The sequence below is a fragment of the Dactylosporangium aurantiacum genome (assembly GCF_000716715.1).
Classification (GTDB): Bacteria; Actinomycetota; Actinomycetes; order Mycobacteriales; family Micromonosporaceae; genus Dactylosporangium; species Dactylosporangium aurantiacum.
In genome coordinates, this window is record NZ_JNYJ01000037.1 from 21,367 (window position 1) to 33,512 (window position 12,146).

The 12,146-nt window shown below is 74.2% G+C and carries 9 protein-coding genes and 1 pseudogene; 6 read left to right on the top strand and 4 right to left on the bottom strand.

The genetic code is table 11. The features are described from left to right. Positions 1-20: 20 nt before the first annotated feature. Positions 21-767, bottom strand: a pseudogene (locus OP18_RS34690) (PP2C family protein-serine/threonine phosphatase); the annotation flags it as partial. 63 nt (positions 768-830) lie between these two features. Here OP18_RS34690 and OP18_RS53495 point away from each other — a divergent pair. After that, positions 831-3,770 carry a helix-turn-helix transcriptional regulator gene (locus tag OP18_RS53495; protein WP_052387768.1) on the top strand — a complete coding sequence of 980 codons (2,940 nt, stop codon included), beginning with the start codon at positions 831-833 and terminating at the stop codon, positions 3,768-3,770. A 102-nt stretch (positions 3,771-3,872) separates the two neighbouring features. Here the strand turns inward: OP18_RS53495 and OP18_RS34700 are convergent, their stop codons facing one another. Then, positions 3,873-5,162, bottom strand: coding sequence for a serine/threonine-protein kinase (locus tag OP18_RS34700; RefSeq protein WP_245635627.1), 1,290 nt, complete (start codon positions 5,160-5,162; stop codon positions 3,873-3,875). Positions 5,163-5,220: 58 nt separating this feature from the next. Next, positions 5,221-6,213: a LacI family DNA-binding transcriptional regulator gene (locus OP18_RS34705; protein WP_033363372.1), complete on the bottom strand. Its 993-nt coding sequence runs from the start codon at positions 6,211-6,213 to the stop codon at positions 5,221-5,223. Positions 6,214-6,405: 192 nt separating this feature from the next. On the opposite strand from OP18_RS34705, the gene OP18_RS34710 reads away from it, so the two are divergent. The 5 genes from OP18_RS34710 (at position 6,406) to OP18_RS34725 (ending at position 11,701) form a co-directional block, all read left to right on the top strand. Further along, positions 6,406-7,224, top strand: coding sequence for a serine/threonine-protein kinase (locus OP18_RS34710; RefSeq protein WP_052387769.1), 819 nt, complete (start codon positions 6,406-6,408; stop codon positions 7,222-7,224). A gap of 190 nt (positions 7,225-7,414) precedes the next feature. Further along, positions 7,415-7,582 carry an LPXTG cell wall anchor domain-containing protein gene (locus tag OP18_RS57885; protein WP_156090009.1) on the top strand — a complete coding sequence of 56 codons (168 nt, stop codon included), beginning with the start codon at positions 7,415-7,417 and terminating at the stop codon, positions 7,580-7,582. A gap of 3 nt (positions 7,583-7,585) precedes the next feature. Next, positions 7,586-8,896 carry a glycosyltransferase family 2 protein gene (locus tag OP18_RS34715; RefSeq protein WP_033363373.1) on the top strand — a complete coding sequence of 437 codons (1,311 nt, stop codon included), beginning with the start codon at positions 7,586-7,588 and terminating at the stop codon, positions 8,894-8,896. A 13-nt stretch (positions 8,897-8,909) separates the two neighbouring features. After that, a complete protein-coding gene (gene wecB, locus OP18_RS34720; RefSeq protein ID WP_033363374.1) occupies positions 8,910-10,079 on the top strand; it encodes a non-hydrolyzing UDP-N-acetylglucosamine 2-epimerase in 1,170 nt (389 codons plus the stop codon). Positions 10,080-10,099: 20 nt separating this feature from the next. Continuing rightward, positions 10,100-11,701 (top strand): DUF2334 domain-containing protein, encoded by a 1,602-nt coding sequence (locus tag OP18_RS34725; protein WP_033363375.1) that lies wholly within the window; start codon positions 10,100-10,102, stop codon positions 11,699-11,701. A 59-nt stretch (positions 11,702-11,760) separates the two neighbouring features. Here the strand turns inward: OP18_RS34725 and OP18_RS34730 are convergent, their stop codons facing one another. Then, positions 11,761-12,126 carry a hypothetical protein gene (locus OP18_RS34730; RefSeq protein ID WP_052387770.1) on the bottom strand — a complete coding sequence of 122 codons (366 nt, stop codon included), beginning with the start codon at positions 12,124-12,126 and terminating at the stop codon, positions 11,761-11,763. Positions 12,127-12,146: the final 20 nt, after the last annotated feature.

Here is a 12,146-nt window from a genome sequence, read left to right on the forward strand (position 1 = left end):
CGGTGCCGCAGCCCCTTCGGCTCGGGCACGTCGTCGCCCACGATGTCGGCGACGACCGCGGTGATGTTGTCGGGCCCGCCGCCGCGCAGCGCGAGGTCGACGAGCCGCTCGACGCATTCGTCGACGTCGGCGTACTCGCGCAGGACCTCCTCGATCGTCTCGGCCCGCAGCACACCGGACAGCCCGTCGCTGCACAGCAGGTAGCGGTCGCCGGCGCGGGCCGGGACCACCGAGTAGACCGGGTCGGTCGGCTGGCCCTGCAGGACCCGGCTGACCAGCGACCGCTGCGGGTGCGTCGCGGCCTCCTCGAGCGTGATGCGGCCCTCGTCGACCAGCATCTGCACGTACGTGTCGTCGCGGGTGACCTGCTCGAAGTCGTCGCCGCGCAGCAGGTACGCCCGCGAGTCGCCGATGTGCACGAGCCCGACCCGGTCGCCGGAGAAGAGGATGGCGGTGAGCGTCGTGCCCATGCCCTGCTTCTCCGGGTCGGCCTCGACCTCGTCGCGGATGCGCCGGTTGGCGTCGGACACCGCGGTGCGCAAGGCGGTCAGCAGGTCGCTGCCGGCGAACTCCTCGTCGAGCGGGGTCATCGCCTCGATCGCCAGCCGGCTGGCGACGTCGCCGGCCGCCATGCCGCCCATGCCGTCGGCGACCGCCAGGAGCCGCCCACCGGCGAACATCGAGTCCTGGTTGCTGCTACGGACGATCCCGACCTCGGTCCTGGCGGCCCACTCCAGCGCGAGGGGGCGCGGCTGCGACGCTTCCATGGTCGTCAGCGTGCCCGACCGGCGCACACGGCGTCTGTACGCACTTCTGCGTATCGTGGCCGCATGCCCGCCACCCCGTTCATCGGACGAGCCGAGGAGCTCGCCGAGATCATGGACGCCTGGGCGGCCCTGGCCGGCCGGCCGGGACCGGCGGCCGGACCGCTCGCGGCACCCGCCGGCCCGCGGGTCGTGCTGGTCACGGGCGAGGCCGGTAGCGGCAAGAGCAGGCTGGTCGCCGAGGTGCTGGACCGGCTGGAGCCCCGGCCGCCGGTGGTGCTCGCCGGCGCTGCCCGTACCCTCGGCGCCGCACCGCACGACTGGCTCGCCTCGGTGCTCAGCGGGCACCCCGTCGACGGTGGCGTGCCGCCCGAGCTGGCGCAGCGCTCACCCACGGCCGGCGCCGGGACCCGGCTCGCGCCCGCCGCGATGCTGCGGGCCGCCGTCGACGTGGTCCGGACGCTGCTGGACGGCCGCTGCGGCGTGCTCGTCGTGGAGGACCTGCACGACCTCGACCCGGCCAGCCTGACGCTCATCGGCGAGCTCGCCGCGACCGCCGCGCTGCCGGCGCTGCTGCTGGTGACCAGCCGCCCGCCGCAGGAGGCCGCGTTCGCGCCGGCGGCCGCGCGGACGCTGCGCCGGCTCAGCGGCGCGCCGTCGGTGGTGCGGGCGCACCTGGCGCCGTTCGACGCCCGGGAGACCGCCGAGCTGGTCGAGGCGCACCGCGGCGGCACCCCGCCGCCGGAGACGGTCCGGGCGCTGCTGAACCGCACCGGCGGCAACCCGTTCTGGCTGACGGAGCTGGTCACCGCCCGGGGCGACCTGGCCGGCGCGCCGCTGCCCGCGCACGTCGCCGGCCTGCTCGTCGAGCCGCTCGCCGGCGAGCCGGCCCTGGTCGGCCGGGTGGCCCGCGCCGCGGCGCTGCTCGGCGATCCGGTCGAGACCGACGTGCTCGTGCACGTGTGCGAGGGCGAGATCGAGCCGGCGCTGCGCCGGCTGCTGGACCTCGGCATGCTGGTCATCGCCCCCGACCTGGCCCCGGCGGGTCCGCTGCGGTTCCGCCACCCGCTGCTGCGCGAGGCCCTCGCCCGCAGCGCCCTGCCCAGCGAGCGGGCCAGGGTGCACGGGCTGGCCCGGGCCCTCGCGGTCGAGCTGGGCGACGACGCGGCCCTCGCCAGGCACGCCGCCGCGCTCGGCCGGCTCGGGGAGGCGTCCGCGGCCGCGGTGCGGGGCGCGCTGACCAGCCTCGCGACGGGCCTGCCGGACGCCGCCCTGGAACTGGTCGGCCTGGGGCTGCGCGCCGCCGGCCCCGGTGCCGCACCGACCGGCCGGGAGCTGGCCCGGGCCGGCGCGGTGGCGGCGTTCGTGGCGGGCCGGTTCACCGTCGCGGAGCGGCACGCGGCGGACTGGCTGCGCCAGGCCGCGGGCGCGGTCGAGACCTCCGACGCGCACCGGCTCGCCGCCGAGATCCGCTGGTGCCTCGCCGACCGCCCCGGCCACCTGACCGCCCTCGCCGACGCCCGCGCCACCCTCGCCGCGGCCACCGGTCCGGCCGGCGCCGGCCCGGTAGCCGGCGCGGCAGCCGCCCCGGACGGCGGCACGGCCGACGCCTACGGCGCCAGGAATGACGGCACGGACGGCACCACGGCCGACGCCTGCGGCGGCACGGACGGCACCACGGCCGACGACGCGGCGGGCGGCGCGGACGGCGACGCCGGTGACGGCGGGATCGCGGCGGCGTGGGCGCGGCAGCTGGCGGCGGAGGCGGCGAGCGCGCTGCGCACCCGGGCGCCGGTCGAGGTGGTGCCGCTCGCCGAGGCCGCCATGGTCGCCGCCGAGCAGTCCGGGGAGAGCATCGCGTCGGCCGGGGTCACGCTCGGCACGGCGCTCGCGTTCGGCGGTGCGCGCGACCGGGGCGTGGCGTTGCTGCACGCCTGCCGGCAGATCGCCGAACACGACCGCGATCCGGTGACCGTGGGCCGGGCCGTCAACAACCTGGTGGCCGTCGACCTGCCCGGGCTCGGCGACGTGACCGGGCGGCGGCTGTTCGACGAGGCGATGGCCGCGATCGGCCGGTCCGGCCTGGAGTTCTGCGCCGGGCGCACGACCGCGCTCGGCGTCGCGCACGCGCTGCGGACCGGCGACCTGGCCCGGGCGGAGACCCTCGTGTGGTCCCGGCTGCCGATCGAGACCGACCCCGTGGAGCGGGTGCGGTTCGCGGCGACCGCCGGGCTGCTCGCCGTCGAGCGCGGCGACGACCCCCTCGCGGTGCGGCTGCTCGCCCGAGCCGACGGCGAGGGCCGCGACGTCGGCCTGGTCCGGGTGCTGCGGGTGGCGGTCGCGGCCCGCGGCGTGCACCCCGTCGACCCCGCCCTGGCCCTGGCCGAGTGCGTCGGCCGGTGCCGGCCGGCCCGGCTGGTCGAGGCGGCCCGGTGGGCGCTGCACGGCGGGGTGCCGGCCGCGACGGTCGAGGACCTCGTCGGTGACGCGGTCGGCGCGGCACCGCAGCTGCGGCTGCTCCTGGCGGTCGCGGCGGGCCGGGACGCCGCCGCCGTCGAGCTGCTGCCGGCCGCCCTGCGCCACGGCGACGGGCCGGCCGGGGGCGACACCGCGGGCACCGTCGAGGTGGTGGAGGCCGCACCGTACGACGCCGCCGTGCACACCGCGGCCGCGCACGCCCTGCTGCGGCTGGGCCGCGCCGCCGACGCCCGGCAGCACGCGGAGCGGGCGGTGGCGCTGCTCGTGCACTGGCCCGGGTGGCGGCTGGCCGAGGCGGAGACGCTGCTGCACAGCCTGCGCGCCGGCGGTGACCTGACCGCCCGGGAGATCGAGGTGCTCGGCTGCCTCGCCGCCGGCATGTCCAACCAGCAGGTGGCCAGTTCCCTGGGCATCTCGATCCGCACCGTCACCGTGCACGTGTCCAACCTGCTGCGCAAGACCGGCGCCGCGTCGCGCACCGAGGCGGCGCTGTGGGCGGTCCGCCACCGCGTCATCACGCCCACCTGAGCCCCACCCGAGCCCCACCCGAGCCCCACCCGAGCCCCACCGGAGCCCTGGGTGGGCCCGGCCGCCGGGCCCACGCGGAAACCGGCGGGAGCGCCCGAGGGCTCAGGCCAGGGACGCGCCGAGGACGACCACGGCGGCGTCGATCTCGTCGTACGCGCCGGCGCTGATCGACCGCTCCCGTTCCCGGTCGATCAGCTGCTTGCGCAGCATCTCGACGCGGCGGGCGGCGTCCGGCGGCTGGGCCATGATGTTGTTGACCTGGTTGCGGATGTCGTCGACGACGTCGGTGCGGATCTCGCCGGCGGCGAAGCGCCGGTCGACGACGGCGAGGACGGCCCGGCCCGCCTGCTGCGGGGTGAGCCGCGCCGGGGACGCCGACGGCGACGGCGACGGGGCGCCCGTCGTCGCGGCGGGCGACGTGGTGCGGCCCCGGGTCGGCGACGGGGTGGCGCCCGGCGACGGCTGGACGGTGACCGCCGGCGGGATGGACACCACGATGCTCACCGTGGGCACCGGTGCGGCGTTGTCGTCGCGTACCGTGCCCCGCCACAGGTAGCCGAGCCCTGCCAGTACCGTCGCCGCCAGGATCACGGCGAGGACCGGCACCCACCGGCGGCGCCCCCGCTCCGTCGCCGACTCCAGCACGGCCGCGACCTCGGCCGCGGTCGGGCGCTCGGTGGGGTCGGCGGCCAGGCAGCGCAGGCAGATCGCGGCCACGGCCGGTGGCACGCCCGGCACCGCGAGGGCCGGGCGGTGGTCGGCGGCGATGGCCCGCTCGAGCTCGTCCCAGGTCGCGGCCCGCACGGGCGGGGCACCGGTGAGCATCTCGAACAGCAGCACGCCGAGGGCGTACACGTCGGTGGAGCCGCTGGCGGGCGCGCCGACGAGCCGCTCCGGCGCGACGTACGGCGGGGTGCCGAACGTCAGCGTGTCGCGCTGGCCGACGTCGGCGGCGATGCCGAAGTCGAGCAGCTTGACCCCGTCGGTGGTGAGCATGACGTTCTCGGGGGTGACGTCGCGGTGCACGACGCCGCGGCGGTGCGCGGCGTGCAGCACGTCGGCGACGGTGGCCGCGACCGCGACGGCGTCCTGCCACGGCAGCGGGCCCTCGGCGAGCCGGCCGGCGAGGGAGACCCCGTCGAGCAGCTGCATGACGACGTACGCGGCGATGCGGCCGTGCGGGGTGACGGTCTCGCCGTAGTCGTAGACGCCGATCGCGTTGGGGTGCTCGATCCGCGCGGCGGCGCGCGCCTCCCGCCGGATCCGCTCCCGCTGGCCGCCGTCGGTGCCGACGGGCCCGTCGAGGACCTTGACGGCGACCGTGCGCTCCAGGGTGTTGTCCCACGCCCGCCACACGACGGACATGCCGCCGGCGCCGACGGGTCGCCTCAAGATGTACCGCCGGGCCAGGACATCGCCTTCCCGCAGCTGACCGTCCTGCATCACGTCGCTAGCTGGACGCTCGGAGGACGAGCTCGGTCGGCAGGACAGGGCTGTCCGGTGAGCCGTCCAGCAGCAGCGCGGCCGCCGTGGCGCCGAGCTCCGAGACCGGCTGGCGCACCGTGCTCAGCGCCGGCGTGGTGTAGGACGCCAGGGGCGCGTCGTCGAAGCCGATGACGGCGACGTCCTCGGGGACCCGCCGGCCGGCCTTGCGCAGCGCCTGCAGGGCGCCGGCGGCCATGGCGTCGGAGGCGACGAACAGCGCGTCCAGGCGCGGCATCCGGTCCAGCAGCCAGGCGGCGGCGTGCCCGCCCGAGGCGGTGGTGAAGTCACCGTACGCGACGGCGGGGGCACGGCCGGCGGCCTCCAGGGCCCGGCGGTAGCCCTCGAGGCGGTCGGCCGCGGCGGGCGAGTCGGGCGGCCCGGCGATGGTCGCGATGGCCCGGCGTCCGCGCAGGATGAGGTGCTCGACGGCCTGGCGGGCGCCGTCGTGGTTGTCGACGTCCACGAACGGGATGTCCAGGCCCTCGGCCGGGCGGCCGGTGGCCCGCAGCGGCACCCGGGACGCGGCGAGGGAGACCGTCAGGGGGTGGCTGCTGTGCCCGCCGAGCAGCAGCACGCCGCCGACGCCGCCGGTGGTCAGGAACTGCGTCGCGGACGCGATCGTGCCCCGGGTCGCGGACATCGTCAGCAGCGGCACGCCGTGGCGGGTCAGCTCTTCCTCGGCGCCGGCGAGCAGCCGCGCGGAGAAGGTGTCGTGGAACAGCCGGGCGGTGGGCTCGAAGACCAGGGCCGCGACGGGCAGCCGCTGCGACACGCGGTCGGGCCGGCGGGGCCCGCGGTGGCGGACATAGCCGAGCTGTGCGATGGCGTCGTGCACCGACACCCGGGCCGAGGTGCTGACCCTGACCCGGCCGGTGAGAACGCGCGACACGGTCGCGGCGGAGACCCCCGCGGCGGCGGCGACCTCAGTGACGGTTGGTGGCGATGGCTCGTCAGGCATCCCGTCTCCTGTAGGAGCGATTCCTGCGGCCAGCGTCAGCCACCGTTACTCGGATGTCAACTATGCGTTTCGATCGGCTGTGTGGTTCCTTTGGTACACCCGACATATGTGGATTTATGCCATCGACACGGGCTGTGGTAAACCTCGCTGGGACTTCCGCCATCGGGACCGAATAGGGAATAGTCGGCGCTTGTGTCGGAGATCGAGCTTGGCCGCAGGGTGCTGGAGCGCTTCCTGCTGGTCCGCCCGATCGCCCGCGGCGGCATGTCGCTGGTGTATGAGGCAGTCGATTTGGAGCAGCTGCGCCCGGCCGCGGTGAAGGTGCTCGCCCCCGCGTTCGCCAACAACGGCCGCGCGGTGCACTCCGCCCGGCGGGAGCCCCTGCTCATGCAGCGGATGCGGCACCCGACCGTGCCCAAGATCTTCGGGTACGGCGAGCTGGACACCGGCCGCGCGAGCGTGCCCTGCGTGGCGATGGAGCTGCTCAACGGCGTGCCGCTGACCAAGCGCCTGGCCGAGGGGCCGCTGCCGTGGCAGCACGCGGTCGAGATCGCCGCGTCCGTCGCCGAACTGCTGGCGGTCGCACACCGCCGCGGCATCGCGCACCGCGACCTGACCGCCGACAACGTCATGCTGACCACCGCCGGCGTGAAGATCATCGACTTCGGCCTCGCCGTGCCGTTCGCGCACCCGGCCGCGTCCCGGGTCGAGCACGCCCCCGCCTGGGACGTCTACGCCCTCGGCGTGCTGCTGTACCAGATGCTCACCGGGCGCTCACCGCACGCACCGGGCGCCAGGCTGCTGCAACCGGTCGCCACCCCGGTCTTGCTCGCACCGGGCCTGCCACGCTCCGTAGCGGAGCTGTGCCGCCAGTGCATGGCCAAGCGGCCGGCGGACCGGCCCGACAGCGCCGCGGTCGCCCTGTCGCTGTGGGCGGAGTTCGCAACCGACTGGCAACACCAGGACTCCTTCACTGAGAGCTACCGCACACGGTCTGACCACTCTGCGTAGTCTCCGTATTTTGCCTGCGTAAGCGCCCTGTCAGGTCCTTGGACGGACTTGGCCCGCTCGGGTGCATCCGACCATGCTCACCCATTGTGATTGCCCCTCGGCCGATCCAAGCTTCTCGGACAAGGTGCACAACGGTTGCCAACACGGAGCCGGATGGCATCACCGCAGAGATAGCCGAGGGGAAGCTGTCATGTCAGGAACGAAGGTCACCGGCGTCATCGTGACCGGCGGATCCACCGCCGCATCACTGCCAGTCACCGGAAGCCCCGTCTTCGCCATCGTCGTCGCAGGTGTCGCGCTCGTCGTCACCGGTGCCCTGATGGTGCGGGCGTCCCGCTTCAACCGCAGCGCAGCCTGACGCATGACGGCGATCCTTCTGGTCGGCTTCGCGCTCCTGACGTTGTGGCCGGCGTACAACCTGGCACTGGTGGCCTTCACCGCCAGTGACTCGGCCACCGCCGGCCGGCGTCGCCGGCGCGATGCCGTCGCGCCGAACGAGCACGAGCCGCTGACCTTCTGGATCGTCGTGCCCGCCCTCAACGAGGAACGGGTTGTCGGCCGGACCGTCTCCGCCGCACTGGCGCTGGCGGGCCCGGCAGGCACGCGCACCAGGGTCCTGGTGGTCGATGACGGATCGGACGACGGCACCCCGGACGTCCTGGCCGCCATCGACCACCCGGGTCTGACCGTGCTGCGCCGGGACTTCCCCAACGCCCGCAAGGGCAAGGGCGAGGCGCTCAACGCCGCGTTCCGGGCGATCCGCGACCTGACCCTGCTGCACGGCGAGGACCCGGCGCTCGTCGCGGTCGGCGTCATCGACGGCGACGGGCGGGGCAGCGCCAACATCCTCACCGAGGTGTCGCGCCAGATGCGCGACCCGCGGGTCGGCGCGGTGCAGACCCGGGTGCGCATCCACAACCGCAACCGTGTCCTCGGCGCCGTGCAGGACCTCGAGTTCGCCGCCATCGCCAACGCCAGCCAGCTGCTGCGCAACGCCGCGGGGACGGTCGGGCTGGGCGGCAACGGGCAGTTCGCCCGGCTGTCGTCGCTGATGCGGCTCGGCGACGCGCCGTGGTCGCACTGCCTGGTCGAGGACCTCGAGCTCGGGCTGCGGATGCACCTGAACGGCGAGCGCATCCGGTACACCTCGATCGCCAACGTCAACCAGCAGGGCCTCGTCGACGTGAAGCGGCTGCTGCGGCAGCGCACCCGGTGGGCCCAGGGCAACCTGCAGTGCGTCGGCTACGTGCCGAAGCTGGTCGCCTCCCGGAAGATCCGCAACCACGCGCTGCTGGAGATGCTGTACTACCTGCTCGCGCCGTGGATGAACGCCTTCGGCACGGCGGCGGTGTTCGGCCTCTGGGCGGTCGCGATGTGGCGGCTCCTGCCCGGCCACGGACAGTCGGTCCTGATCCACTCGTGGGCGCAGATGGGGCAGGTCGCGCTCTTCTGGGCGCTCGGCATGACCGTCCCGGGCGTCGTGTGGGCGCTGGTCCACCGCGTCCAGCTCGGCGACGAGAAGCTCTGGCGACTGCTGGTCGCCGCCGTCGCGTACCCCTTCTTCCTCCTGCTCGGCCTGGTCAGCACCTGGCGGGCGATCGGCCGGCAGATCAGCCGGCGACAGGCCTGGGCGAAAACAGAACGCCTGGTCGAAGAGCCGGTTCTCTCGTAAAGGACGTCAGCACATGTCTCCCGAAGTCTTCCTCATCGCCGGTACCCGCCCCGAGGCCATCAAGCTGGCGCCCGTCGCCGCCGCGATGCGCGCCGCCGGCCGGCTCACCCCGGTGCTGGTCGCCAGCGGGCAGCACCCGACGATGGTCACCCAGGCCCTCGACGCGTTCGACGTCCAGGCCGACGTGACCCTGCCGCTGCAGCGGGTCACCGGCAGCCAGCCCGAGCTGCTCACCGCGATGATCTCGTCACTGGACGCCCTGCTGGAGGAGCGCAAGCCGGCCGCGGTCGTCGTGCAGGGCGACACCACCACGACGCTCGCCGGCGCCATGGCCGCGTTCTGGCGGCGCATCCCGGTCGTGCACCTGGAGGCGGGGCTGCGCTCCGGCGACCTGGACTCGCCGTTCCCGGAGGAGGCCAACCGCAAGCTCGTCGGCCAGCTCGCCGCGCTGCACCTGGCGCCGACCGCGCTCGCCGCGACGAACCTGCTCGACGAGAGCGTCACCCCGGCGAACGTGCTCATCACCGGCAACACGGTGGTGGACGCGGCCCTGTCGATCGCCGCCCGCGAGCTGCCGTTCACCGACGCCCGCATCGCCGCCGCCGTCGACGCCGCCGAGCACGGCAAAGCCCGCCTGGTCCTGGTCACCGCGCACCGCCGCGAGTCGTGGGGCGAGCCCCTGGACCGCATCCTCAGCGCGGTGCGCCGCCTGATCGAGGCGTACCCCGACATCCGGGTCGTCCTGCCGGCGCACGCCAACCCGGCCGTGCGCGCCCAGGTCGAGGCCGGCCTCGCCGGGGTGCCCCGGGTGACGGTCACCGACCCGCTGCCCTACCCGGACCTCGCCCGGCTGCTGTCGCGGGCGTACCTGACGCTCACCGACTCCGGCGGCATCCAGGAGGAGGCGCCGTCGTTCAAGGTGCCGGCGCTCGTCCTGCGTGAGGTCACCGAGCGCGTCGAGTCGCTGCACGCGGGTTGCGCGAAGCTCGTCGGCACGGACGAGGACCTCATCGTCGCCGAGGCGGCCCGGCTGCTCGACGACCCGGTCCTGCGGCAGTCGATGACCGCCAACGGCAACCCCTACGGCGACGGGCTCGCGTCGCAGCGCACCGAGCAGGCCGTCGCCGCGATGCTCGGCCTCGCCGCGCACCCCGCCCCCATGCCGACCACCGTCTCCGTCTGAGTTAGGGATCCCGTACCGACATGCGCAAGCTGATCAGTTCGCTCGCGGCCGTCACCGTGGCCGCGTCGCTCGCCCTCGCCGCACCGGCGGCCCCGGCCTTCGCCGCCGCGCCCACCGCCACGCGCTCCGGCGCCGGGGCACCGGGCTCGAACGCCGCGACGAAGACGCTCGTCCTCTACGACAACACCGGCCCGTACTCCTGGCTCGGCGAGGACTACGCGACGATGGCGACGAACCTCGTCTCCCACTTCGGGTCCTGGACCGCCCACCCGGTCGGCGCCTACAAGGCCGGTGAGATGTCGGCCTACTCCGCCGTCGTCTACGTCGGCTCCACCTACGACGAGCCGCTGCCGACCGCGTTCCTCGACGACACCCTCGCCGACACGAAGCCGGTCGTGTGGATGTACAACAACATCTGGCAGCTGACCGCCCGCTCCGCCGACTTCGTCGGCACGTACGGCTACACCTGGAAGGGCTACGACACGTCCCCGGTGTCGCGGATCGACTACAACGGCACCACGATGACCCGCGACGTGCGCAACGCCGGCGGCATCATGGACTACGTCGTCTCCGACCCGGCGAAGGCCGTCCCCGTCGGCACCGCGGTCCGCGCCGACGGCACCACCTTCCCGTGGGGCATCCGGTCCGGCAACCTGACCTACCTCGGCGAGATCCCGCTGTCCTACATCACCTCCAGCGACCGCTACCTCGCCTTCTCCGACCTGCTCTACTCGGTGCTCGCCCCGCAGACCGCCGCGCGGCACCGCGCCCTGGTCCGCATCGAGGACGTCGGCCCCGACGCCGACCCCGCCGAGCTGCGCGCCGTCGCCGACTACCTGTACTCGAAGAAGGTCCCCTTCACCGTCGCCGTCTACAGCCGGTACCGCGACCCGAAAGGCGTGAACAACGATGGCAAGGCCGAGGACTACACGCTGCGCCAGCGGCCACTGGTGGTCAGCGCCCTGAAGTACATGCAGAGCAAGGGCGGCACCCTGCTCCAGCACGGCTACACCCACCAGCTCGACGCGATCGACAACCCGTACGACGGCGTCAGCGCCAACGACTTCGAGTTCTTCATGGCGCACGTCGACGCCAACGACGCCGTCATCTACGACGGCCCGGTGAAGAACGACTCGGCGCTCAACGTGACCGCCCGCGTCATGGCCTCGCGCACCGACTGGCTCCTCGCCGGCCTGAAGCAGCCGACCATCTTCGAGTTCCCGCACTACGCGGCGAGCGCCCTGGACTACAAGACGATCAACACGCTGTACGGCGTGCGCTACGAGCGCGGCCTCTACTTCCCGGGCGTGCTGTCCGGCGGCACGGTCGACAACAGCACCGCGCGCATGGTCGGGCAGTTCTTCCCCTACACGGTCCGTGACGTCTACGGCTCGACCGTCATCCCGGAGAACATCGGCAACATCGAGCCGGAGCCGTTCAACCAGCACCCGGCCGTCCTTCCCGCCGACCTGATCGCCAACGCGAAGACCAACCTGGCCGTCCGCGACGGCGTGGCGAGCTTCTTCTACCACCCGTACCTGGGCACCGACTACCTGAAGCAGACGGTGGAGGGCATCCAGGGCCTCGGCTACACGTTCGTCTCCGCGGCGGCGATGTCCTGACGCGCTGACGATCCGGGCCGGGCTCCGCACCGCGGGGCCCGGCCCTTCTCCGTCCGCGGTCAGGTCTCCAGCAGGAGGTCGGGCATGAGGCGTTCGATCGCGTACAGGTCGTAGACCCGGCGGACCTCGGCGATCAGGCCGGACTCCGTCACCACCAGGAACTCGGCGAGGCGGAACTGCTCGGCGTCCACGGCGCAGTCGTAGACGAGGGCGACGCGCTGGTCGATGACCGTGCGCGAGAACACCGACACCGAGGTGAGCCCGGCGGCATACCCGGTGAGCTTCTCGATGAAGTCACCGTCGGGGTCGAGGTTGGACTCGACGCGGGCGCCCGCGGCGAGCAGGCTGAACAGCGCGCTCGTGCGGCCGGTGGTCCAGGCCGCGACCCAGCGCGCGGCGACATCCTCAACAGCGGTCGCGTCCATCACGCGCCATCCTGCCACGA